Raw genomic sequence first — 26059 nt, forward strand, 5'->3', positions numbered from 1 at the left:
TTTCGATGCAATTGGTTAGGATAAACAGAAACTCCTTAGTCGTTCTCTGACAAGAATTACTCCGATGATTTAGCCAAATTGTCATACTATTTATCGTTTTGGGTTTTCTGCTTCAGAAGTGAGGGTTTAGCAAGTTGAAAACGAGATACACTGAAACACCGACTTAAGCCTCCAAAATCAATTTAAAACAAGTGCCTTTGCCGACTTCGCTCTCGATGGTCAAACGGGCCTTTTGTTTCTGCACAAAATGATGAATCAATATCATGCCCAGCCCCAATCCGTGTATTCCTACTTCGGGTTTGATTTTCCCCGCAAACACTTGTTGTAGATAGCGCAGCTGGTCGGGGGCAATGCCATTGCCAGTATCGGCGACGATGAGTGTTGGCTTAAAAGATGATTCATGATTGGCTACCGACGGGGGGCCGATACGTAATGTAATCGTACCCTCGGCGGGCGTGTTTTTGAGGGCGTTGTCGAGTAGATTACGCACCACCATCATCAAACCACCAGGCGCCGTCGTGAGCCATAGATGGGCAGGCAGTTCTGTTGTCAATGTGATTTTTTTTGCTTCCGCAAAAGGGAAGTAATTCTGGTACAACTCTTGGAAAAGGGGGACTACATCCATTTTTTGTTGGGGTTCGTCCACACCCTGCGTAAAATACTGACTCTTCCCCCATTCAAACAGGTTGTTAAGGAGCAGTTGGTTTTTTTGTCTCATGCGCTCTATTTGCTGGATGACTTTATCCAATTCCTGTTTTTTCCCTTCGCTGATGAGATGATGCAACAATACCCCCATGTCATTGAGGTTGTTCATAGGCGAGCGCAAATCGTGGGCAATGATGGTGTAGAATTTATCACGACCCTGTTGCAGCTCCAACAGTTTGGTATTTGTTTTCCGAAGTTTTATGGAAATAAAGAGAATGGTTCCAATCAGCCCTAAAGCCACCAGCAAACCGCCAAACAAAAGTTGTTTTTGAGATTCGGCCATTTGGAGGATACGTTCTTTTTTTTGAACTTCTATCTGACTTTGGAGCAGTTTGGTTTTGCTTTCATTGGCTTGGTTTTCTAAGGCAAGGTTTCTTAAAGTGGCCTCGCGTTTTTCGGCATCATATTGTGCTTTGAGCAGTTTATTTCGGCTTTCGGCTACCTGTTTTTCTAAGGAAATCCGTTTGAGTTCGGCTTCTTTTTCGGTAAAAGAATATTTCTCTTTGAGGTGAAACATGGCCAAACTCCGATCACTTTCAAAAATAATTTCATTCAATCGGTCATACTCCTCATCGGCTTTTACTCCTGCTTCCCAGTTGCCGACATTATAATAAGCGGTCTTCAATAACTTGTTGATGTTGCGTTGTCTCCTCAAATTGGTAGGAGCGTACGTCTTAATCTCTTTATTTGCTTTTTCTAAAACCACTATCGCATCGTCATATTTTTTTACCCGAATATAAGCCCTGCCTAAGTTTTGGTAATCCCTATAGTTTGCCTTAATTTTAGGATGCTGGATGGTCTGCAAGGCAACAGTAAGTGCCTTATCATATTTATTCAGATTTACATACCCTTGGTGATAGTTATGATAAATATCACGCCGCATAGACTCACAGTAAGGGTATTTGTCAATCATTTCAATGGCTTTGTTGAAAGCATCCGACAGTTGAGATTCGGAGGGTTGTTTCTCAAAATAAGGGTCAGCCGACACGACTGATACATAATAGAAGTATTTGTCTATGGGATTGCTTGATTTTGTGGAGAGAGTAATCAGTTTGTTGAAATATTGTTTTGTTAAGTCCGTATAGATTTCTTCCCAAACAGTTAATCGTAATTGACGATAGCAATAGAGCATGCCTGTGGTATCCTTATTTTTAGTAAAAATCTTTTCTGCTTTTACCAAATAATAGTAAGCAAGTGAATCTTCCTTCTCGTAAGAATAATGCCGCCCCAGTATAAAATAGGTCATAGCTAAACCAATTTGCAATTTTTGTTTAGCCGCCATCTGTACGATTTGCTTGGTATTCTGAATATCTATGGGTTCATCCCAGTTTTGTTTTCTCAACACAGCCGCAATCAATACATGCAGGGCTCCAGGACTGATGCTTCCTTCTGTGTTTTTTAAACTGACCGGATTGGATGCGGCAATAAGGTAATCGTGAAAAGTCGTAAAGGATTTATTTTGGGTATGCCCCAACCTAACGACCCAAACTGAAAGAATGAAAAGGATAAAGTATTTCATACGTTGAATGCCGAATGAAGGGTGAATACACTTTTGTCTTTAGTTTAAGGTTTCCAAAAGATGCTGAAACTGGAGCCCACACCTAATTCACTCTTTATGTGAAGATTAACCTTATTTTTTTGGGTAAAATTATAAACCAATATCATGCCCAGCCCCAGTCCGTTTACCCCTACTTCGGGTTTGATTTTTCCCGAATACACTTGTTGTAAATACCTTAGTTGCTCAGGAGCAATCCCTTCGCCGGTGTCGGCAATCATGATGGAATGATTGGGGGTGCCTGCTTCACTGCTACGGCCGCTTACCGTAATTTTCCCTCCGGTGGGGGTATGTTTCAGGGCATTGTCGAGTAGATTACGGACGGCTATTTCGAATTCTTTTTGATCGGCTTTCAGGAGCAAAGAAGAAGGCAATACCAATGCTAACGCCACCCCCTTTGCTTCGGCAAAAGGAAGATAATGATTACATAACGTTTGTAAAGATGCGGCAGCATCAAATGCCTTAGGCTGTGTTAGGGATTCATTGATAAAATATTGGCTTTCCCCCCATTCAAAGAGGTTATTAAGGAGCAGATGCGTTTGTTGCCTCATGTTTTCCATTTGTTGGATGACTTTATCCAATTCCTGTTTTTTCCCCTCTCTGATAAGATGAAGCAGCAATGCCCCCATATCATTAAGGCTGTTTATGGGCGAGCGCAGGTCGTGGGCAATGATGGTATAGAATTTATCACGGGCTTGCTGAAGGCGTAACAATTCAACGTTGGTTTTACGAAGCCTTATTGTGAAAAAAAGTACGATTCCAACCAATACGAGGGTCATAATTAACCCCCCAAACAAGAGGCTTTTTTGTGAGTCTGCTATTTCCTTTTCCAAAGCAAGTCTTTTGAGCTCCGCTTCCTTATCGGCAAATGAGTATTTTTCCCGCAAGTGAAACAGCGCTACGCTACGGTCGTTGTCTCTAATGACACTGACCAGGCTGTCATAGGTTTCATCTGCCTGAATGCTTGCTTTCAGCTTTCCTGCCTCATAATAAGCTCTTTTTAAAAAAAAATATATATTTCTTTGCCGCATGAGCGCCATTGGCCTTTCAATTTTAATTCGCTTTGCTGCTTCTTCCAGAGCTGCTATGGCTAGGTCATATTTTTTTACTGACAAATAGGCATTGCCCAGGTATTGATAATCCATAAAATCTATTTTTTTGTTTGTATGGTGCATCACCTTAAGGGCAAATTCAAGCACTTTGTCATGCCTTTGCTTACGTAAATACCCTTCCTGAATATTCTTATAAACATTGGCGCGGATGTACTCAAAATGAGGGTAAGTATCGATCATCTTAAGTGTTTTATTCAGGGTCTCTGCCATCTGACTTTCGGTTGGCTGAGGCTTAAAATAAGGATCGCACGCCATAATAAGTAAGTAGTACATGTAATTGTCAATGGGATACTTGGATTTTTGGCCAAGTGCCACGACCCTATCAAAGTAAAATTTTGGCAAATTTTTGTCTGCTCTTCTTGTATGGGAGCGCAAGAGTTTGGAACAATGAATGATTCCCGTAGTATCATTGTTTGCTGTAAAAATTTTTTCTGCCTTTGTTAAATAACTATAAGAAAGAGAGTCGTCTTGGTCAATGGTATATTCTCTTCCAAGTATATAATAGGCCATTGCTAAACCAAGCGGTGATTTCTGTTTTGAAGCAAGCTGTATGATTTGCTTTACTTTTTCCTTTTTAATCGTATCATAAGCATTTTGTTTTCTCAACTCAATGGCAATCAACAAATGCAGGTATTGGCTTGAAATAGGGTTGATGTTGCCTCCAGTTTTTTTTAAGCTATCCAGACTGGACGCTGGCAGGAGATAGTCACGAAAGGTTTTAAAGGATTTATTTTGGGTATATCCTACCCCGACAAACCAAATCATAAAGACAAAAAAAATAGGGTATTTCATAAAATCATCATTTTTTTAGCCCCCAAAACCAAACGAAAACATGGTCTTATATCTACTTCGTTGATTATATGTAGGCTGGCATTGTTTTACTGCATTTTCCCAAAATACTTGCGGGGTATTTTCTGGTAGTATCAAGCATGTTTCGTAGAACTGCAACAAATGTTAGGATCAGCCCTGAGTTCTAACACGTCGGGTATTTGTAGGGACATCACTGTTCTTTTGGCTTCGGCCAACGCTTTGGGGTTTTATAACTCACTAACTGACTGCACAGTACCAAAAAGCAAATAGCAGACTGTTATTGAGTGTAGAGGCTTTTTATGGTTTCGAAATATTACCCAAATTGGGCACTTACCCCCTACCGACTGTATTGAAGTCATATCCGTTTGTGAAGAAAACTGTATTGAATTGTTTCCATGAGCGTAAATAATATTTTCTAAGGCTTCAGGGGGGCTGTCAACAAATAATAATCCCTGAAAAAGTTGTAGATGCCGTTGTCTTGTCTTCGAGCAGAATATAGAAAGAGGAAATTCAAAAACAATAAAAAGCCGGTCATTAGGCCTTTATAAAATCTTATAATATACAGTGACATAATTTTTTAATTTCTGGGTAGGAAAGAGCTTTTCATTCTTATGCGCATTGGTGAATAAGAATATTTCCAGCTAAAAAAATACTGTCCAAAGTCATTTTTGTTAAAAACATTCTCTGGATCATGGATGAGGCGAGAGAATTACAGCCCACAAAGGTATCATCAATGATGTATGAGGCAAGTAGAAGCAGATAATTATACCATAACGTTCAAGGTGAAGCATAGTAGTGCTGCGATGAGTATTCCAACGTTTACCCCTGAGGGTGAGCTATATAAAGGAATGCCATAATTTCGAATTAAAATTAGTTGTTTATTTTTAATTCAAAGTTGCTGGCAAATTAGCCAAAACGTTTTTTGACTTACCCAAAATGGCATTTTTATCATCGCCATGGTTTCAAACAGCCCACGGCTTTATTTTTATACCTCAAAAGCCTTGGCTAAATTGGATATTATTTAAACATAATGCATAATAAATAGTTTGAATCGGTACACAAAATACAGAAAATATGCCGATCAGTGATATTGTAATTGCTATGCTGGAAGATGACCCAATTGACCAGATTAAAATAGAAATTATGCTTTCCGAACTCATTTCTTCTCAATATAAGTACCACTTAGGGGGCACTTATACGCAATTAGAAGACCTGGTTAAGTATCTCAATAACCACAAAGTTGACTTGGTTCTATCAGATATTATGATTGAAAACAAACCTATTGGGATAGAGCTTCTAAAAATACTTAGGGATACTCTCGTCCCCGTTGTACTAATGACCACCTCCCAAGACCAAAAGCTATTTTTAGAGGCACAAAAAAACCTCAGCGTTCAGTATCTGATTAAACCTTTTCATGCCATTACGCTTCAATCAGCCATCGAAAACACTTTAGAAGCGCAAAAAAGAAGTAAACAATATAATTTTATTGACAAAAAGTACCTGTACTTGAGCAGCAAGTCAGGTCATCAGGAGCAGGTTTGGTTTACTGAAATTGTCTATATTGAAGCCGACGACAGCCACTGTTACATACATACTTTCTCTAAAAGGTACGTGCTAAAAAAGTCATTAACTAAGCTGTTGGGTGAAGATTTAAACGGACATTTTATTCGTATCCATCACAAATTTGCGGTCAACAGGATACATATTCAGCAATCGGAAGCCAATACACTTAAACTGGCAGGGCTAGTGGTGCTTCCTGTGGGTAAGAGTTTTAGAAAAGAGCTGAACAGCTTGCTAAAACGGCATATATAATCCAAAATTATCCAGTTACCACCAAAAATATACCATTTACCATATTTCTGACTATTTTGTTCTAAATGGAATATAAAAATATACCATTTTTGGTTTTGTACACATACAGTGCATTACCTTATGGCCAGTTTAAAGTTAGATTTTTGCTTAACGTACTTCAAAAGAAAACCCTTTGATGAACCCAGCGGAGCTAGGGTCAAAAACAACCTTAAATTGTTCGATTTTGGGTCGGACTACACCTATTTTTTTTCAATATTACCCGAAAACAACAAAGATTTACGTGCCTTAACTGATTCACTTCAAAATATCATTGAAGGTGACTACTGTTTAATAAGTATCATTTATGACCAAGGACGACCTTTTGTGGTGGGAATTCGCACAGATTGGCTTATTAATCAGGTGGGAAATCTCTCCTCAGACTTAGATGATATTATCCCTAAAGTGCTAAGTAACTGGAACAATCAATACAGTTTATTCACTTTGAGATACTCACTATTCCACAAAGAATATCAGCAGGCTGTCAATCCTGACTTGCTGGCAAAAAGCTACTTTTTTCAGTTTATCCTTCTTTTTATAGATGATCTTTACACACAAATTTTAAGCAAAACCGCGAAGAATTTCAGGGAAATTGATTTACGAAGGATTAAAGAGGTGGAGGCGCAAATAACGTATGATTTTAAAAAATCTACTCCTTCAATCAACGAAATGGCAAAAATGGCCGGAATGAGTGTGAGTAAATTCAAGAATTTATTTTCTGAATTGTTTAGTACTAGCCCCCATCAGCACATTTTGGATAAAAAAATGATGTATGCCCAGGGCTTGCTTCAAACAGGAAAATATTCTATTACGCAGGTAGCCTATCAAGTTGGGTATCACCATCCATCAGGTTTTACGCGTGTGTTCAAGCAAAAATTCAATTATTCACCCAATACTTCTTATTTTGAAAAATCGTGAATATGATCCAACACCCTTCGACTGTTGAATTTGTGATTCCAGCCGAAAACGCCCAAACGGTGGTCACGCTACTGATTTCCAACAAGATAACTTTTACTCTAAACTCTTCAACTTATAGCCAAGACTCACCCCAAACAATTGGCTCATCCTCCGAAACGGAGCAGGATACAAAAACCGACAGTACTTTTGTCTCTGTTAACTCGAAGGTGGATGCATTTGAATCTATTTGTTTAAAATACCTTACAAGTAATATAGAGCAGTTTCCTCCCAAAGCGGATGAAATTGCGGCTGAAGTAGGGATTTCTATCGGGTCGTTTAAAAATGGATTTAAGGCTGTTTATGGAAAAACCTTTTACCAATTATTCATGGAGAAACGAATAGAGTATGCCAAAACGTTACTCTTGCAGGGTTTTAAAGCGGTTGAAATATCCCAACGATTCGGGTATTCGCAAAACATCAAATTCAACAAAGTTTTCCTGAAATATGTCGGGGTAACGCCTAAAAAATATCAGGACAGTCATAATCTACAGAAAAAAAGCCAGCCTGGTCCTCTGTAATTTGGGGCAATCTTTGATACATAGTCAAACCAAAAGTTGTGGAGGTGGTTGCATTAAGGACATAAAATCTCATTGCTCAGCCTTACCCGTTTTAGTGCTCAACCAGCGACGGCGCTTGATGTGTAAGAAGACTTTCTTATCCCGAATCGTAGTTTCGGGCAGAAAATCTTTTGAAAGTGAGTTCTTCTTCTACGGAGATGAGTCTGGATAATTCTTCTCTTCCAGAAGATAAACATGGAGCACATTAGCCATTTTCTCCACACGCATCAACTTAAAATAGGTTAGAATGAAATCAGGTAAGAGGTATTCTACTATAGATTGGAAACTTTCCAAAACAGATAGGTTTGATTAGAACATAGTCCTAAAAAAATCTAACGCTCTCCACAAATTTTGAACTTGGTCTGTGCAGTACCGTTGCAATGAAAAACATGTACTGGAAGAGTTTTACAAAAATATGATTGGGGTAACGGTCAGTCCGACGTTGTGGGTCAAGAAAGTGAAGATTTGGATAAGTACCGAGCGCGCACCAACAGCGGCTCAGTGCGGGTGCAAAGCAGTATGAAGAGATAGAGAAGGGTGAAGCTTAGTTAAAGAATTTAACCGCAAAGTTCGCAAAGAGTTGTCTTCGTGTTCTTTGCGAACTTTGCGGTTGAGAGCTTTTATATCGCAGGCAAAACTGGACGTTTCGCCAATGAATCATTGATAACTTTTAGCACGTGCTCACGCTCGGCGCCAATCAACGGCAGACGCGGCTGACGCACGTATTCTGTTCCTAAGCCCGTAGCCACTTCGGCCAATTTGATGTTTTGCACAAACTTGGTCGATACGTCTAAGTGCAGCAGCGGGTAGAACCAACGGTATATTTCGCGGGCTTCTTCAATTCGGCCCTGCTTGGCCAATTCATAAATCACGACCGTTTCGCGCGGGAACGCGTCTACCAAACCAGCAATCCAGCCGTCGGCTCCCATGAGGAGACTCTCCAACGCCATATCATCCACGCCCGAAAGGATTTTAAAACGACCGCCGAGTTCGTTGATGATGTCGGTCATGTACCGAATATCGCCCGTCGACTCTTTCATGGATTCAAAGTGGGCATTTTGGGCCAAATCTTTGAACATCGGAATGGTGACCAAGGTCTTGTAAGCCACTGGATTATTGTAAATCATCACCGGCAAATCAGTTGCATCCGCTACGGTGTGCATATAATGCAACGTTTCACGCTCATCGGAGGGGTAGCGCATGGGGGGCAACAGCATAAAGCCGTCTGCGCCCGCACCAGCCGCTTCTTTCACGAACGAAACCGCCATGCGGGTGATGTTTTCTGCAATGCCAATAATCAACGGTACGCGGTCGGCGATGGTCTCACGGGCCGCCGTCAAAAGCTCCAGCTTTTCGGCGTAGGTCAACGTACTGTTTTCGCCCAGCGAACCACAAATGATGATGCCGTGTACGCCAGCTTTGATTTGTTCGTCAATGTTGTAGGAAAAGGTTTTGAGATCGAGGGTTTCGTCTTCAAAAAATTTTGTCGTCACGGCGGGATATACGCCTATCCAATTGGGCTTCATATGAGGAAAGTTTTGAGATTATGCAGAAACGTAAATGTTAACTAATTTGTACGCTACAAAATTAACGTGCTGGAGTTTGCCAAACTTTTCGCCGGTTGACTGATTCTAATAGAATTTTATTCAAAAACTACATTTTACCCCTTCTAAATGGATAAAGAACTATCACTTTTCCCTAATTGGTTCTTTTTAGGTAGTCGCGTGGCGGCATACCGGTTACCTGTTTAAACTGTCGATTGAAATTGGATAAATTGGCATACCCGCACGAAAAAGCAATCTGACTGACACTTTGCGTGGAGTCTTTCAACAACCGGCAAGCGTGCTCAATCCGCACTTCATTGAGGAGTTGAGAGAAGGTTTTACGGGTATGAACCCGCAAAAACCGACAAAATGCATGAGGCGTCAAATTGGCCACACCCGCAATGTCGTCGAGGGTAATGGCGTTGGCATAATTGGTCAGAATAAAGTTAAAAACGTTTTCTAACCGCTGATGGTCAACGGGTTTGTTCGGATTTTTGTAGGATGTTCCCGATAGGCGTTCACAGTCGGGCGTGAGTGTGAGGGTGTCAAGCGTGTTTAGCAGCAGCATTAATTGCTCAAAAGGACGCAGTTCATTTATTTTTTCTAGCCTATCCGTGAGCGAATTAGGTCCCGAAAATCGAATCCGTACCCCGTGCGTGGCTTCTCGCAGCAATTCAGCAATGTGCATCAATTCGGGTGATGTGATGAAAATATCTCCCAGAATAGATTCTTTAAAAAAGAATGAATACGCCATGACCTGCCGCGGCGAATCTGGTTGAAAATAGTCGGCATCGTTGAGCATCACGTGCGGCACATTGGCCCCCAACAGCACTAAATCATAAGGCTGAAAACGGTCAATGCGGTCACCAACCACCAATGTTCCAGTACCTTCCTTAATCAATGTCAACTGAAATTCAGGGTGAAAATGAAGACGCTGGTAAAAGTGTTTGTCGTGATCTACCTGCACCCGAAACGAGCGGTCATCAACGGTGGGGACGCGAAAAAGCAGTGCTTTCATTTTCCGAATGAGTAAGTAACAACCACGGGAAGGTGATCGGAGGTGGTAGGCTCGTACAAGACGCGATAATCGAGCACCTTAAACGGGCTTTCTTTGTGCGTCCAAAAGTAATCAATGCGCTTACCGTTGCCCGGGTACGTGGCCCCTTCGGTGTTTGCGCCCGCGTCGTTCCAGTATTTGGTCATTGCTTCAAGGGTATGCTCGTCGGCGGTGGCGTTAAAATCCCCACCTACAATGACTGGATATAGACTATTCTGTAAGTTTTCGTTAATGACCGCCGCTTGCAGGCCTCGATTCAGCGGCGACCGATGGTCGAGGTGTGTAGTGCAAAACCGAACGTATTTGTTAACGCCGAGATCCACCAAAGCGCACATCAGCAAGCGCGGCTCGGTGGAATCTGGATTGGGGAGTTTGAGCCGCTGAACGGCCTCTATCGGGCGGGTCGACAAGATGCCAAGGCCGTATTTTCCGCCCTGTAAATCAATGGTTTTGCCAAAGGCCTGCTCATAGCCCGTCAACAGCGATAAAATTCGCATTTGGTTCAACTTCCCCGAGCGCGTGGCTCCGCTGTCAATTTCTTGCAACGCCACAAAGTCGGGCTTGTGTTTTTTGATTAAATCTGCCACGCGGGTCAGGTTGGTTTTGCCCAAGTTATTTTCGCCGTGGTGAATGTTGAAGGTCATCACTTTCAACTTGATTGGGGCAGGTTTTGACTTCTGTCCATTGGCAGAAATTCCAGCATAACACCCCAGAAATAACAATAAAAAGTAGTTAAAAATGCGCACAGTCCAACGGAGTTAAAGGAAACAATTGCAAACAAAGATAATCGAATCATCAATTCAAATCCGAGAAATGTCCCCATTCATTCTCTTTTAAGGTATATAAAAAAGAGACTGCCTTCATAGACAGCCTCTTTCGGTATCACTACTAACACTAAACAAATAAACTACAGACAATGTTGAATTTATGAGGAACGATAGGCGGTTTCGTACACTGATTTTACGTGTGGCCCTAAGAAAATCCGGGCATAAATCCGGATGATAGCCAGTCCGTCAATGATAAAACTCAAAGAAACCGACAATGCCAAAATAGCCTGATTTTCGTGGATATGACTGAAAATCAAGTCCTCCCCAATAAAAGTCGGGGTAATGGGAAAACCCGAAACCCCCAAACATGCCATTAGGAAAATAAACGCCAGCTTGGGGTGTTTGGACGAATGCCCATGGAATTGGTCTAGGTCAATGTTACCTTCGATGGATTTAAGTTTTGTAAGACAGAAATAGCCTAAAACTCCCGACGCAATAATGCCACTGAGGTACAAGATTGTCTGGTCGTTTTTGAAATGCTCGTTGAACGAAACCGCCAGCGCAATCCAAAAGTGGTTCATGATGACCAATATCCAACTCATCGGCGCTTTTCGGCGTTCTGTAAAGGATTTCAATACCATCAACAGCCCAATCAACGAAAAGAAAATTGGTAGATAGGCGTGGATATTCGTGGGAATCAGCTCTTCATTGTAAAGACAAACCAATCCAATGACGTAGGTAGGAATAAAGAAAATCAGTAGCCGATTGACGGTCAGGAAATTCATTTTGTTACCCGCCCATTTTAATGGATTCCATAAATAACGGTACATCAACGAATCTAGGTTCCACTCCTTAATGCTCAATAGATAGAGCGTATATTCTAGTTTTTTGGGGAAGAAATGTTCGATTGAACGGGCACGAGGGGAGAAGTTGTAGAATTGTTCGCGAATCAAATAACTTACCACCGACGGTGAAACCAGCAGCTGATACGTTCTCAAGAAAGCGTTTCCGGCAAAGTGAAACATCGCCAGTATTTCCAAACCCGCTGCCACTTCAATAAAAATCAACCCGATTTGCGCAATAGATGCGTACGCAATTTGACTTTTTACCGACGATTGAACCCGGGCAATTCCCGTCGTAATCACCGCTGTAAGTAGCCCCAATACCGCAATCAGAATCCGAACCGAGAGCTGGTGTTCCCAAAAAGGATAGGTTCTCAATAACAAAAACACGCCCAAATGCACCGAAAGTGAGCCGTAAAAAATGGCCGTCGAGGGCGTAGGCCCTTCCATGGCGCGGGGTAGCCACGATGAAAAGGGGAGCTGAGCTGATTTTGCCGCCGCCGAAATCAAGATCATAATCGAGATAAAAACCCCAATCCACGTATGGCTTTGGAGGTGTTCGTGGACGAGTTCATAATTATTTAATTTCAGAAAAGTAATGTTTTCATGAAACAAATGGTGGCTCATCCACATGGCCAATATCAGGCCCACATCGCCAATTCGATAAATGGAAAATACCTTGACAGCATTTTTGACGGGCAGGTAACGGTCTCTATAAAAGGCAATTAACAGAAATGAGGAAATTCCCAAAATCTCCCAGCCCACAAAAAGAGTTTCGAGATTGCCAGAGAGAATGATAATGTTGTAGCCTACATAAAAGAACAGAATCGTATTGAAAAACCGCTTGTAGCCACTTTCGCGGTGGAGATAATACCGACTGTAGATGGTGACCAAGAAAGTCAAAAACGAGCCAACAAAAAGGTAGGTAGCGCCGATTTCGTCAAAACAAAAATCAATAAAAAACTCGTACCCCTTGGCTTTAAAAAGCACAATGTCTTTGATGTTCAGAATGGGGCGGCCATTCAATAACCAATACCCAATAAAGCCAATAGTGGAAGCCAAATGCAGGCCCACCGTGCCAAAAGCAACGCCCGAAATAATACCTTCTTTGGGCGCAGGCACCAATAAACTGATGATGAATCCAAGAACAGGGAGCAGAATAAAAATATGAAGGAACAAGGTCATGGCAATAACTAGCTAAGTGAGTAAACGGGAAGGTTTTCGTTGTGAGTTTCCAACAAAGGCGTAATGTTGTTGACCGTGTCTACGTGATTTACCAAAGGATTATATGGCACAAAATCACCGTTTCTAAACACTGAAATTTCCTGTGTCTCGGGGTTTATCACGGCCAAATTGACCCATTCATTGATAAACCATTCGTAGGTTGCGGGATTTTTTTGAATCGTTTTCAAGACCACTTCTGGAAAGTGTTCCACAATCATCAGAAGGCGTACTGGGTCGTGTACCTCAATCATTTGGCTCGGCAGTCCGGGGCGCAAATCGCCGTCGATTCCGTTGGCAACGCCAAAAAGCCCCATCACATTGTGCGGCAATTTGGTTCCTGCCCCCAATTTTTGATTATCTACCCGCGAAAAAAAGTACTCCAGATTAATGCCTCCGCATACGGGCGCGGCGGCATTGAGAATATTGAGTAGGTACTTTCCTTCGGGGTCTACTTGGTAGTCAAACGAATTTAAAAACGCTCGTCTGTCCAGAAAAACATCTTTCGATAAGCTCCGTCGGCCAATGATACAAAGGGCGTTGGTGGCGTGGTTGAGCTCTGGCCGAGGCTCAAACAACGACACTGAGCGGATTCTGATTTTTTCGTGGATTTTTTGAGGGCTCAGTGTGGTATCAATGGATTCAAATCTCCGAGAGCGTTCTTTGGCGTTATAATCCAACGCTTTCTCAAAAGTTGCTTCATTCTTTTTGTGTCTTTCCTGATTTTGGGGCGAGAGCGCGTTTTCGTCAAAGTACACTATTTCGTCGCGGGTGGTATCATGAAGGCCACCTATAAACTGGGTATCGGCAGGAATCACGATGCCTCGGTTGCTCAAAATAGCCCTGACTTTGGGGTGGTTAGCCATAAAAGAAATCACTCGCGAGTTGACCGAGCCAGCCCGCCCCGCGCAGGCACCACAGTCGTAAGCGGCGTAGTGAGGGTTGTTTACGCTGCTTGCTCCGTGTCCAATCACATACACAATGGGGGCAAAATTATCTACCAAACCAATGCTTTTTAGCACGTTTTCGACACGAACGGCCATTTCGTCAATCGTGAACCCAATTTGAAGGTCGTTTTCGTGGTGATTGGCGTGTTTGTTTTCGATGGTAAGCGTCGAAAACCGGTCCATGTGTTTGAAAGAAGAGGCCGTAGCGGGACTCATCGAAGGCCGAAAGATGCTGATAAACAGCTTCGCAGCCGACCAAAATCCGAGTGTTTGTGAAATCAGCCAACCTCCGTAAAAAGAGTGGGAGTGTTTGCTGAAATGCACATCTTTTTTGCGGCGGTGTTTATTGCCAATTTCTTTAATTAAGTATTTGGGCGTGACGGGAGCGGGGCAAACTTTGGTATAAAATTTTCCGTCTTCGGGTTGGTAAAAGAACTCTACCCCAAAAAAACCTGGCGTGCCAAAGGTTTCGCAGGCGGGGTCAAATTCTTCCAGATAGCGGCGCAGGGAGCATTCACGGTCGTCGATACAAAACATGGCCTGAAAGCTTTTGCGAGAGGTATCAACGCTCTCCTTCTTTTTACTTTGAATTCCCGTCAGTACTTGGTCGTAATAACTCCATTCAAAAGCCTCCTGCCACAGCGAAAGCACTTCGTTCAGTTCGGTTTTTTCGACGGGAGCAAAAAGCGGTGTTGGTGCCTGAATCATGCGCTCTTTTAACGGTTGCCAATCTCCACCACAGTGAAAGTCGAGGACATCGATTTCCAATAAAAGTTCAAACACAATCACATCATGGAGTGATATTTTGCGGCGGTCGAGCAATGTTTGCGGTTGGTCTTCAATGGCCGATACCATCCCCGACCATCCCTGATGCGCGAATTGCTGATCGTAGAGGTATTGTTGATATAATTCTTTTTTGCCTACCAGAATTTTCAGCAACGAGCTGATTTCACACTTGCCGTTTAAAAGCAAATCTTTGGCGCGGGAAGACCTAAAAATGCTGGAAAAACTATTTTTTTCAAGCTCCCGCATGGAAGCAAGAAAGGTTTTGTCTTTAATGGGAAAATTCCAAATCGAAATCCCTTGGTCAAGATAACTGCAAAGCACTCTGAAAAGAATCGGATGCACGAGAGAATCCAAATCAATGCGGTAATGCTTTTTCCAGTTGGCTCGCAATGCTCCAACCCTAGGTAGGGCCGCAGAAGCGTATTTTTTGGAAATAAGGTTATTTTGCCATTCCTTAAGGGCTTTCGTCCCTTTCTTTTCGACAATGATTTTGTCAAGCACCTCTTTTTTGAGGCGCCCCGACTTATATAATTCACGAAATTCATCCAGCGAAAGCGAGACTTTGTATCCAAACAATTCAGAGGCTCTTTGTGTAGCTTCGTAGAATTTGTCCGTCTGAAATGCGTGCAGCGTATTGTGGTGGATAAAGTCTTTGAGTGGTGCTTGAGCGGGTAAGAAGTGCTTCAAATCATGGAGTACTTCGTGCTCATCGAACAATGAATCATGTGTTTTCATGTACTTAACTATGGTGTTTACTATGAACTCAGTAGACGGATTGAGTAACGGCAGTTGAGCAATCGGGCATGGCCGTTTTTTGCAAATGAATATTCAAATCTACGTCGAGAAGAATTTCGAGAGATTAATTTGCCATTAAAATAGAAATAGTACTTTATTTTTCAACAACAGAGGCTTTGCTTTATTGGCGCTAAAAATAAAATCAATTTATATTTAAATATTTGATTATTAAATGATTAATATCATCATTTTGATTTTGACAATAGATAAATAGTCTTAAAATTTAGAGCTATCCCATCTTTTTTTAATCCTATTTTAATGTATTGATTTTCAATATTTTTGAGATTTTCCAGCGGCATCTCTGAAAATTCAGAGGGAGGTGAGCATTTTTATAGTATCTTATGCCCTCTCAATCGTTTTCAATCCATTGCTTTCAACCGCCCATTTGTTTTTAACATACGTTAGAATGAAGAATAATAAACTGAATAACCGACCACTCATCGCCACTTTTATTTTGTGTTTTGCAGCTTCATCGCTGCTCGCACAGCAACCCCCGAGTCCGAGGAGAGATACTGCTTTTTTTCAACCTCTGCTGGAAAATGTTCATTTAAAACCCATTATTATCGGCAGCAACGGACGGTATTATTACGGTGGACAACGCCTCCGTAACCAATATTCGCTTGAAATTCCTTTTGGTGAAATGGATGACCCAGAGGTGAATCGTTATTTTACCCGGGCGCGTACCATACGCGCGGTTGGCTCCGTAATATCGGCGTTGCCGGGTATCTATTTCTTGGTTACGTCGCGTTCGGTGGGTGGAAGAGGCGTGAGTCGTCAAACGTTCTGGATTACGTATTTTGGGGCTATCGGTGTTTCGTTGACTTCCAATCTCGTCGCAAACGCTCAACTTCGGCGAGCTGTCAATACCTACAATTCGCGTTTGGGCCGGCCACGCCTTGGGCTTTCGGCCGAACCCTTACCCAACAACGCGGTGGCGTTTGGCCTTAGTTTGAAGAAGGTATTCTAATAAATTTACGAAAATTTATCGCGTTGTGCTACGTAGAGACCCGAAATCACCAAGGCTGTTCCAGCAAAAGTATGCCAAGAGAGCGGCTCATTGAGCAGGAGGTTGGAATAGGTAAATCCAAAAATGGGGCACAAAAACAGCCAAAGCGAAGCCTTTACCGCATCAAGACGCAACAAATAAAACCAAAGTTGCAGCGAAATAACCGACACTGGAATAATTAGCCACGCCACGGAAGCCCAAAATTGAATATCCCATTGGGCACGTTGCCAATCGGCAAAATAGAGGGTAAATGGCAACAGCATCAGTCCACCGAGCATTACTTGCCAACCGTTAATCAACAGGTTAGACAACTGCCATTTTACTTTGGAATAATAAACGCTTGCCGCCGATACTGCCACAATCCCCGCCATCAGAATGGATAATCCTCTTGCGCTGGCGTAGCTGTTTTGAAGCAAAGGCCAAGTGGCCATGGCTGCCCCCGACAGGCCAAGTGCTACGCCGACGGCCTCGTACCAGCGCAATCGACGCTGGAGCCAAAACGCCGAAATGATAATCACAAAAAGTGGGCCTGTGGCCGTTGAAAGACTGCCGATACCTGCCGCTACCTCGCGCATTGAAATCACAAAGGCACTCAAATACAGCGTTGTATTGAGAAAAGCAAAAATGAGAAGCTGGCCCCATTCTTTGCCCTTGGGTAGTGGGTTTTTACGCCCTTGCACCACATAAGCGAAGCCGAGCATCAAACTGCCCGCAATCAAAAAACGCACATTAGCCAAAATAAGCGGGTCGGCCGATCTAATGCCAAATTTAGTAGCTACCGAAGCCGATGCCCACAAAGCCGCAAAAAATAAGCCAATGATAATATTTTTCAAGAAAGTAAAGGTGGGTTATAAAGTGAGCAAAAGGTGTATTTAAATCGTAAAAGTATTATTTACAGTGTTGATTGTATTTGGTATAAGACACTTCGTCGCCCAAAGATTGTCCTTGTCGCCACATTTTACAGGCTTTTTCTTTTTGATTGTTTAACAAAAGTGCTTCGCCGAGCCAAGCGTGAATCTGGTCGGTGGAAGGGTCGAGATTATACGCCTTTTGGAGTGCTTCCAAAGCCTCGGCTTTTTGTCCTTTACGGAGAAAATATAGACCTGAGTTGCGGTGCGCATAACTGTTTTTGGGCGATTTGGCCAGCGACTGGTCAATCAGCTTTTTGGCTTCTTCCAATTGATTTTGCAGCAGCAGTACGTAACCCTTGTTGTTTAAATAAATCGGGTTGACAACGTCAAAATCTAAGGCGCGATTAATGAATTGCAGGGCTTTCTCGGGTTGGTTATTACGGGCAAAAATCAGGGCTAAATTATTATAAGCCAAGTCCTGTTGTGGATTAAGCTTAAGGGCGCTTTCGAAATCGTCTTGTGCTTCTTTAAAATTTTTCTTGGCAAAATAAACAACCCCTCGGTTGACCCGCGCCTGCACGTTTCCCGCCTGCAAAGCAAGCGCACGGTCGTATTCCGAAAGCGCCTGTTCATAAAAACCTTGTTGGGATTTTAAATCGCCCCATTTTAAGTAATAATTGGAGGAATCTTGGTACACTTTACGAATCTGCTCTAAATCGGCCGCCGCCATCGAAAACTCATTTTTATCAATCAATACACCTGCTCGATTGAAATAGGCTTCGGCAAAGTCTTTATCAATCTCAAGGGCTTGATTAAAATCCTCCAGCGCCTTGTCCCACTCGCCTATCCGCAAATAAGCAATCCCGCGATTGCTGTGAACATCCGCAAAATCCTTCTTTTTCTCCAAGGCTTCGTTGTAGTAGCGAATGGCATTGGCGTATTCTTTTTGTTCCAAGGCAAGATTTCCCTTTAAAAAAAATTGCGCTGCTTCACTCTGATTTTGGTCAGAACAAGCCGTGAGAACCAATGTAAACAATGACAAAATGATAACGTAACCCGAAAAAACGAATTGGATGAAGGTTTTTTGGGTGGGTGCTTTTTTGAAGAAAAATGTGGCCATAAACAATCGATATTGAAGTCACAAAGATAATGCCTTACTCGGAGGTTTTACCGAAACTGTTTTTTTTAATTACAACCTCTTTTATTGGAAAAGTCATACGAAAAAAGCTATCCTTTTAGAGGCTAAAAAGCAACTAATTTTAGGCGCAAAATAAATCAATTAACTATCTGCTAATTAGGCAAATATACTATAGTATGGGGCGATTTTAAGAGGAACTTTTAAGGGTGCTTTTTCGTTATTTATTTACAATGATGATTTATTGAAATAATACCAAAAATAATGATAAAGCAGCCAGAAAATCAATTAATAAATGCCGATGAGCAATGGCAAAAATCCATCCCTGCGCAGGTGTTTTTAAATCACTTTAGAGGGATTGATTATCACATTCGTCACTTGGCAGGTTCTAACAAAATCGGGCATTTGACAGGGTTGCGCAGGTTCCGCCCAAAGCAGGAAGCTGAACGCTTGAATGTCACAAAAAAATGGCTTCTCAACGCGTGGAATGCTGAGTTTACATTGAGAACCACCGCCGCCAATCCTGACGAGAATTTTCTCAAATATGCCCTTCACGCCACCTTTCCGCAGGCGTATTATAGCGTGTTGTATAGCGCCAAGGCTTTTCTATCCATTCAAGGGATTAATGTGAATTCCGAAGCCATTATCAGGCAGATTATCAATGGGTACGTGGTCAAAGGCTGGTATCCAAAATCGGTGAGTTTTTACGCGGAGGGGCCCGTTGGGCACTATACCCTTCATCATTTGCTTGATAGTGATGAGCAAGCCCTTTTATTACCCATCCAAACGCCTAAGCAGGCAGAAGCACACGTGGCTCAATTTCTGAAAACCACGCGTAACTTATCGGCGCGGGCGTTTCGGCAGCGTTTACAGGCCAATCCTGAAAAGGCACTCCGTACCAAGACGGGAAAGATATTGACGAAGTTTGGGGTACGAAATTGGGAACAAATTGCCAAGAGTATGGGTGTTACGACCTATTTCGATATTATGGCAAGACTAAAAGTATCGGGCAGTCAGCGCGAATTAGAGCGGTTTGTTGAAGCCGACATTGATATTTCTCAATTTCACCATTCGTTGCTCAACATCGTGAAGTACCTCAATTTTGTCCATGAATGTTACATAGCAAAAGCGGTAGGAATAGACCAATATTCGCAGTGGATTGATGCGCTTCCCGCTTATTTGCGCGATGGATTTGTAAAACAGCGATTAGAACTAAACACTCGACCGTTATTGGATTCGCTCCGCCCCAATCGACGACTGGCGGCCTAACGCAAACGCCCAGCCAGAATTGGCTGGGCGTTTGCGTTAGGCGCTGTTGTATATAAAACTAAAACACGTCGTCGTCGTCATCAGCATCGGGACCCGAAAACATACTGCTGAGTAAATCTTTAAAATGAAGCCCATTGTCCATCGCTTGCTTGCCCACGAGCGAGTATTCTGCCATTCCGTGCAGGGCAAATTCCATTAAAAACAGTTTTTCTTCGCGACCTAATCCCCGGTGGAAATCATCCACCAAATCGTCCAGACCTTCAATGGTACGCAAACGTGCTTCGTATTCGCGGTTGGTGAGGTCGCTCAAAATATCCATTTCATTTTCACCAAACCAATCCTGAATTTTTTGGAAAGGATTTTTAGCCCCTTTTTTCTTCTTTAATGATTCGGGATTAATGAAATAATTCAGGAATTGGGTACGAATAGCTTTGCCAATCAGGTTTTGGGCCACAATTACGGGCCCTTCTACTTCACCTTCATAGACCAGCTCTACCTTTCCACAGATAGCGGGCACGACGCCATAAAGGTCAGAAATACGTACGTAGGTTTCTTTTTCACCGTTGAGAAGCACGCGTCGCTCCGCCGCCGAAAGTAGGTTTTCGTAAGCCGCAATCGTTAGGCGAGCCGATACCCCGCTTTTAGAATCTACGTACTCGCTTTCGCGGGCTTCAAAGGCAATCTGCTCAATCAAATCTTTGATGATTTCATTGGTCTTAATCATGCCCTTTTGTTCTGTTTTGACAATCGCCTCTTGCTGCGTAATCTTGCGGCCAATTTCAAGTGACTTAGGATAGTGCGTAACAATTTGACTGTCAATCCGGTCTTTCAGAGGAGTCACAATGCTCCCGCGATTGGTATAGTCTTCAGGATTGGCCGTAAATACAAATTGAATATCCAGCGGTAAACGTAGCTTAAAACCGCGAATCTGAATATCTCCTTCTTGCAAAATATTGAACAAAGAAACCTGAATACGTGCCTGTAAATCGGGTAACTCGTTGATGACAAAAATACAACGGTGCGAACGCGGAATAAGCCCAAAGTGGATAACGCGCTCATCCGAATAAGGAAGCTTGAGCGTAGCCGCTTTGATGGGGTCAACATCCCCAATTAAGTCAGCGATGGAAACATCGGGCGTGGCGAGCTTTTCGGCGTAGCGATCGTCGCGGTGCATCCACCCAATTGGGGTATCATCTCCTTTTTCATGGATGATATCCCGGGCAAAACGCGAAAGTGGCTCCAAAGGGTCGTCGTTCAGGTCTGAGCCAGCCACAACTGGGATGTACTCATCCAACAAATTGACCATTAATCGTGCAATACGTGTTTTGGCTTGCCCTCTCAGTCCCAATAGATTGATGTGGTGCATTGACAAAATCGCCCGTTCCACATCAGGAATAACGGTATCTTCATATCCCCAAATACCCGGGAAAACCGATTCTTTGGCCCGTAATTTTTCAATAAGATTATCTCTTAATTCCTGTTTAATGGATTTTGGCTGATAACCCGCCGCTTTTAACTCTCCAAGCGTGTGGATTTTGAGAAGCTGTTTAGACTTCAACTCACGATAGGTCATATTGTCGAAAATTGGTTAGTTTGGGTATGTGTGTGTAACAGCCCAAAGGATAGAATAGTTTTGCATAGCTTCCCGAAAGTTAACAACTTTAAGTAAGTTTAGAGATTGCCAAGCAGTTTTTTATCCAGTTCATTTGCAACCTATTTCATTTTTCCGATATTTGTTCATACTCTGCTTGCAGAATAAATCAACCATTGAGAACCATTATGCAAATTGTTCAACAACTTCTTTTTGTCGCAGCACTCGGCCTCACGTCTTGGCTGATCAGCAAACGCATCGGAATTATTAAAAAGACGATTCAACTCGGCAAAGCCGTCGATCGAACCGACCGCCCTGCCGAACGATTGTCTACCATGCTACGGGTGGCTTTTGCGCAAAAGAAGATGTTTGACCGCCCCATTGTGGGTCTAATGCACTTTGTGATTTACGCGGGCTTTTTGCTCATCAATGTTGAAGTGCTCGAAATCGTCTTGGACGGGGTATTGGGCACTCACCGGTTGTTTGCCCCGTTATTGGGCGATTTTTACCCAATCCTCATCAATTTCTTTGAGTTTTTGGCCTTAGGCGTACTTGCCGTCTGCGTCATTTTTCTGATTAGGCGCAATATCACCAAAGTAGAGCGACTTCAACCCACTCGCCACCGTGAGCTGAACGGCTGGCCTGCCCTGGATGCCAATACCATTTTAGGCATTGAAATTGTGCTGATGCTAGCAATTTTGAGCATGAATGCTGCCGACAGCTTATTACAAGAACGCGGTGCGGAGCATTATCCATTGGTAGGAGGCTTCATTTTCAGCGGCTTCTTACAACCTATCTTTACCAATCTTTCGGATGGCGCTTTGGTAGCAGTGGAACGCGTCGCGTGGTGGGCGCACATTTTGGGCATTTTTGGCTTTGCGCTGTACGTAACTTATTCCAAGCATTTGCACATTTTTTTGGCGTTCCCCAATACCTATTTTACCAATTTGACTCCCAAAGGTGAAATGTTAAACATGCCAGATATTACCAAAGAAGTCAAAATCATGTTGGGACTTGAACAACCTGATGCCAACGAAGTGCCCGCCGAAATTGGGCGTTTTGGGGCCAAAGATGTGGCTGATTTAAGTTGGAAAAACCTCATGGATGCGTACTCTTGCACGGAGTGTGGCCGATGTACGTCGGCTTGTCCAGCAAACATAACGGGCAAAAAACTTTCTCCGCGCAAAATCATGATGGATACCCGCGACCGCTTGGAAGATGTCGGTAAAAACATGCTGGCCAACGGGGGTGAGTTTAAAGATGATGGTAAAAGCCTGCTTGGGGATTATATTTCAGAAGAAGAAATTTTGGCGTGTACTACCTGTAACGCTTGCGTGCAAGAATGCCCGGTGCTAATCAATCCTTTGGAAATTATTCTACAATTGCGCCGCTACAAAATCATGGATGAAGCCCAAGCGCCGGGCTCATGGAATGCTATGTTCAATAACCTTGAAACCAACCAAGCTCCGTGGAAATTCTCTCCCGATGACCGTTTCAATTGGGCTGATAATCTCAAAAGCTAATGACAGAAATATACATTCTCGGAATTACTGGTAGCATTTTGATTGGCTTAGGGGTGTTCATTTGGAAAAAACAGGCCATTTATTTGCTGTCGAATTTTCCGCGTGATCCAAACGAACTTACCGACCCGAAAGGTTTAGCTCGCTGGGCTGGGATTTTTATCATTTTTATAGGGCTGATTTTTTTTATTTCAGGAGGTTTAGCTATGTGGCTGAAAGGAACAAAATATGAGTTGCTCACTATCGTATTTCTTTTGATTACCACATTTTTACTCACCATAACTTACCTGATTGGTGGCCAGCGGTTTGTAAAAAGTAAATGACAAAACACTTGGACCTATAAAACGCAAAAACGGGACAGTTGCCTGCCCCGTTTTTTTTAGTTTTTTGAGTAAGTTTCTTGTTTGCACCTTAGTTCACCAAAATTTTTAAGGAAACTAATCATCAATCATTCACTTGAATCCTGATTTTTAACTTGCTTAAACCACTTTGTGACTGCTTTTCAGCATTTGAGACGCTTTTGGCGTTTCTTACTCACTGTTTTATTTCCTAATTCCAAAAATAAAAGCACTGAACGAAAAGAAACACTCACCCAAAGAACTATACGAATATAATTCTTTTTTTTTATTCTCCAAAATGTTTTCGAACTTTTGCAAGGGCCGACCCAATCACTTGGTGCATGTCATAATAACGGTATTCTGCCAAGCGCCCGCCAAAAATCACATTTGTTTCTGCGTCGACTAGTTTACGGTATTCACGTAATAGCTTATCGTTTTTATCGTCATTTACAGGATAATAAGGTTCCTGACCTGGCGTCCACTCTTGCGGATATTCGTGTGTAATGACCGTTTTGTCTTGCGTCCCAAACTCAAAATGTTTGTGTTCAATGATTCGCGTATAAGCTGTTTCGCCGTCGGTGTAGTTAACTACGGCATTACCTTGATGGTTGGGGGTATCCAACGTTTGATGTTCAAAACGCAGGCTACGGTATTCCAGATAGCCAAGTTTAAAATCAAAATACTCATCCAATTGGCCCGTATATACAATTTGCTTGGCCGATGCATCCAATTCCGCCCGGTTTTTAAAGTAATCTACGCCTAAACGCACATCAATTCCTTCCAACAAGGCTTCGTTGAGTTTATTATAGCCACCAATCGGAATCCCCTGATAACGGTCGTTAAAATAGTTGTTATCAAACGTAAACCGGACTGGCAGACGCTTGATAATAAAAGCTGGCAAATCTACACATTTACGTCCCCATTGTTTTTCGGTGTAGCTTTTAATGAGTTTTTCGTAGATGTCGGTTCCTACCAATGAGATGGCCTGTTCTTCCAGATTTTTAGGCTCTTTGATATTGGCAGCTTCAATTTGCTCCTGAATTTTTGCTTTTGCTTCTTCAGGAGTACGTACCTTCCACATTTGGTAGAAAGTATTCATATTGAAGGGCAAATTGTAGAGTTCACCGTAATAATTTGCGACGGGCGAATTGGTATAACGGTTAAATTCTACAAATGAGTTGACATAATCCCAAATGTCTTTGTCATTGGTATGAAAAATATGCGCACCGTAGTAGTGAACGTTAATTCCTTCTACATTTTCGCAGTATGTATTTCCGCCAATGTGGTTCCGGCGGTCTACCACTAAGCATTTTTTTCCTCTTTTGGTGGCTTCGTGTGCCCACACATTTCCAAATAGCCCTGCACCCACAATAAGATAATCGTACATATTTTTTTGTTTATGGCCCAATAGTATAGCCTTTCGTTTTGGGGCTATCTAAAAATTTATTTCAGGCGGAGAATGATTGTTTACAAGTAATGGTTATAACCTCCAATACGTTATATTTTCTTCCGTATTTTTATACATTCCTTTCAAGTCCATCAAAATCGGCTCAGTATTCATAATAGACTTGAAATAGTTAATATCCAGTGTTTTATATCCGTCGTGTCCTACCGAAACAATGACTGCATCATAGTCTTTGGACGGCTTATCAATGAGCGTCAATCCATATTCATGGGCGACTTCATTGGGGGACGCATACGGGTCAACAAGGTGCACATTGATGGAGAAACTCATCAGTTCTTTGACCAAATCGGCCACTTTTGAATTGCGAATATCCGACACATTTTCCTTAAATGTAATCCCCATCATCAGTACTTTGGCATTCTGGGGGCTTTTTCCCTTTTGAATCAACATCTGTACCAATCGTTTAGCGATAAACCCAGGCATACCGTCATTGATACGTCGTCCACTGTGGATTACTTGCGGGTCGTAGCCTAATTTTTTAGCTTTATAGAGCAGATAATAGGGGTCAACGCCGATGCAATGCCCTCCTACTAAGCCAGGGTATAGTTTAATAAAATTCCATTTGGTCCCCGCTGCTTCAATCACATCTTTGGTATCAATTCCCATCATGTCAAAAATAATGGCCAACTCATTCATCAATGAGATATTGAGGTCGCGTTGGGTGTTTTCGATTACTTTGGCGGCTTCGGCTACTTTGATGGTAGGGGCTTTGTATATGCCTGCGGTGATGATTTTGCCATAGACTTGGGCAATTTCTTCCAACGCTTCGGCGTCACTTCCAGAGACTATTTTCAGGATTTTATCAATGGTGCGTTCTTTGTCACCAGGATTGATTCGTTCTGGGGAGTATCCGATTTTGAAATCTTCCCCTAATGTCAGCCCAGATTCGGCTTCCAAAATTGGCAAACAATCTTCTTCCGTACAGCCCGGATAGACGGTTGACTCATAAATCACGTAATCTCCTTTTTTTAGGGCTTTCCCAATCGCGTGCGACGCCCCGATAAGTGGCTTCAAATCGGGTACTTTGTAGTCATCAACGGGGGTAGGAACGGCTACAATAAAAAAATGAGCCTGTTGCAAATCATCGGGATTGGCCGTAAAGAAGATGTCTTTACCTTCAAAAATGGTTGAATCCAATTCGTTGGAAGGGTCTTGGCCAGCCCTCATCATATCAATACGATGTTGATTAATATCAAATCCAATGACTCGGAAATATTTGGCAAATTCTAAAGCAATGGGAAGTCCTACATATCCAAGGCCAATAATTGCTATTTGTTTCTCTTTCTGGAGGAGTTGCTGATACATTTTGTTTATTAATCTGACCGTAAAGATACAATACGTGTATGGTTAGTACCAAATGAAAAGACCTTGACGTTTGCCA

The 26059-nt window shown here is 42.5% G+C and carries 19 protein-coding genes; 7 read left to right on the forward strand and 12 right to left on the reverse strand.

The genetic code is table 11. The features are described from left to right. Positions 1-163: 163 nt before the first annotated feature. Both NCI00_RS25305 and NCI00_RS25310 read right to left on the reverse strand, forming a co-directional pair. Positions 164-2224 (reverse strand): ATP-binding protein, encoded by a 2061-nt coding sequence (locus tag NCI00_RS25305; RefSeq protein WP_253532325.1) that lies wholly within the window; start codon positions 2222-2224, stop codon positions 164-166. Between the two features lie 44 nt (positions 2225-2268). After that, complete coding sequence (locus tag NCI00_RS25310) at positions 2269-3993, reverse strand: sensor histidine kinase (protein WP_253532327.1); 1725 nt, start codon at positions 3991-3993, stop codon at positions 2269-2271. Positions 3994-5256: 1263 nt separating this feature from the next. Between NCI00_RS25310 and NCI00_RS25315 the strand changes: the two genes are divergently transcribed. The 3 genes from NCI00_RS25315 (at position 5257) to NCI00_RS25325 (ending at position 7505) form a co-directional block, all read left to right on the forward strand. After that, positions 5257-5994 carry a LytR/AlgR family response regulator transcription factor gene (locus tag NCI00_RS25315; RefSeq protein ID WP_253532329.1) on the forward strand — a complete coding sequence of 246 codons (738 nt, stop codon included), beginning with the start codon at positions 5257-5259 and terminating at the stop codon, positions 5992-5994. A gap of 399 nt (positions 5995-6393) precedes the next feature. Further along, a complete protein-coding gene (locus NCI00_RS29525; protein WP_253532332.1) occupies positions 6394-6948 on the forward strand; it encodes a helix-turn-helix transcriptional regulator in 555 nt (184 codons plus the stop codon). A gap of 2 nt (positions 6949-6950) precedes the next feature. Continuing rightward, positions 6951-7505, forward strand: a complete 555-nt coding sequence (locus NCI00_RS25325; protein ID WP_253532408.1) for a helix-turn-helix domain-containing protein — start codon at positions 6951-6953, stop codon at positions 7503-7505. Between the two features lie 659 nt (positions 7506-8164). On the opposite strand, the gene NCI00_RS25330 is transcribed toward NCI00_RS25325, so the two are convergent. The 5 genes from NCI00_RS25330 to NCI00_RS25350 form a co-directional block, all read right to left on the reverse strand. Further along, positions 8165-9070 (reverse strand): dihydrodipicolinate synthase family protein, encoded by a 906-nt coding sequence (locus NCI00_RS25330; protein WP_253532333.1) that lies wholly within the window; start codon positions 9068-9070, stop codon positions 8165-8167. 172 nt (positions 9071-9242) lie between these two features. Then, positions 9243-10106, reverse strand: coding sequence for an AraC family transcriptional regulator (locus NCI00_RS25335; RefSeq protein WP_253532334.1), 864 nt, complete (start codon positions 10104-10106; stop codon positions 9243-9245). Continuing rightward, positions 10103-10891, reverse strand: coding sequence for an endonuclease/exonuclease/phosphatase family protein (locus NCI00_RS25340; protein WP_253532335.1), 789 nt, complete (start codon positions 10889-10891; stop codon positions 10103-10105). Before NCI00_RS25340 ends, NCI00_RS25335 begins: the two co-directional genes overlap by 4 nt. A gap of 179 nt (positions 10892-11070) precedes the next feature. Next, a complete protein-coding gene (locus tag NCI00_RS25345) occupies positions 11071-12939 on the reverse strand; it encodes a proton-conducting transporter transmembrane domain-containing protein (protein ID WP_253532336.1) in 1869 nt (622 codons plus the stop codon). An 8-nt stretch (positions 12940-12947) separates the two neighbouring features. Beyond that, positions 12948-15443 carry a YbcC family protein gene (locus tag NCI00_RS25350; protein ID WP_253532337.1) on the reverse strand — a complete coding sequence of 832 codons (2496 nt, stop codon included), beginning with the start codon at positions 15441-15443 and terminating at the stop codon, positions 12948-12950. Between the two features lie 466 nt (positions 15444-15909). Here NCI00_RS25350 and NCI00_RS25355 point away from each other — a divergent pair, with 466 nt between their 5' ends. Next, the gene (locus tag NCI00_RS25355; RefSeq protein ID WP_253532338.1) at positions 15910-16470 is read left to right on the forward strand and encodes a hypothetical protein; all 561 of its coding nucleotides are present in this window, start codon (positions 15910-15912) and stop codon (positions 16468-16470) included. A gap of 5 nt (positions 16471-16475) precedes the next feature. On the opposite strand, the gene NCI00_RS25360 is transcribed toward NCI00_RS25355, so the two are convergent. Both NCI00_RS25360 and NCI00_RS25365 read right to left on the reverse strand, forming a co-directional pair. Beyond that, a complete protein-coding gene (locus NCI00_RS25360; RefSeq protein WP_253532340.1) occupies positions 16476-17342 on the reverse strand; it encodes a DMT family transporter in 867 nt (288 codons plus the stop codon). A gap of 55 nt (positions 17343-17397) precedes the next feature. Further along, positions 17398-18480, reverse strand: a complete 1083-nt coding sequence (locus tag NCI00_RS25365) for a tetratricopeptide repeat protein (protein WP_253532342.1) — start codon at positions 18478-18480, stop codon at positions 17398-17400. Positions 18481-18759: 279 nt separating this feature from the next. Here NCI00_RS25365 and NCI00_RS25370 point away from each other — a divergent pair, with 279 nt between their 5' ends. After that, a complete protein-coding gene (locus NCI00_RS25370; protein ID WP_253532344.1) occupies positions 18760-19764 on the forward strand; it encodes a hypothetical protein in 1005 nt (334 codons plus the stop codon). Positions 19765-19822: 58 nt separating this feature from the next. On the opposite strand, the gene NCI00_RS25375 is transcribed toward NCI00_RS25370, so the two are convergent. Beyond that, positions 19823-21337, reverse strand: a complete 1515-nt coding sequence (locus NCI00_RS25375; protein WP_114460214.1) for a P-loop NTPase family protein — start codon at positions 21335-21337, stop codon at positions 19823-19825. Positions 21338-21543: 206 nt separating this feature from the next. On the opposite strand from NCI00_RS25375, the gene NCI00_RS25380 reads away from it, so the two are divergent. Next, entirely contained in the window at positions 21544-22878 is a 1335-nt protein-coding gene (locus NCI00_RS25380; protein ID WP_253532346.1) for a 4Fe-4S dicluster domain-containing protein, read from the forward strand. Beyond that, positions 22878-23198 (forward strand): DUF3784 domain-containing protein, encoded by a 321-nt coding sequence (locus tag NCI00_RS25385; RefSeq protein WP_253532348.1) that lies wholly within the window; start codon positions 22878-22880, stop codon positions 23196-23198. Before NCI00_RS25380 ends, NCI00_RS25385 begins: the two co-directional genes overlap by 1 nt. Before the next feature lie 301 nt (positions 23199-23499). Here NCI00_RS25385 and glf read toward each other — a convergent pair whose 3' ends face one another. Further along, positions 23500-24600 (reverse strand): UDP-galactopyranose mutase, encoded by a 1101-nt coding sequence (gene glf / locus NCI00_RS25390; RefSeq protein ID WP_166561659.1) that lies wholly within the window; start codon positions 24598-24600, stop codon positions 23500-23502. Positions 24601-24693: 93 nt separating this feature from the next. Beyond that, positions 24694-25983, reverse strand: a complete 1290-nt coding sequence (locus NCI00_RS25395) for a nucleotide sugar dehydrogenase (RefSeq protein WP_253532350.1) — start codon at positions 25981-25983, stop codon at positions 24694-24696. Positions 25984-26059: the final 76 nt, after the last annotated feature.

Source organism: Runella salmonicolor (assembly GCF_024158025.1).
GTDB classification, from domain to species: Bacteria; Bacteroidota; Bacteroidia; order Cytophagales; family Spirosomataceae; genus Runella; species Runella salmonicolor.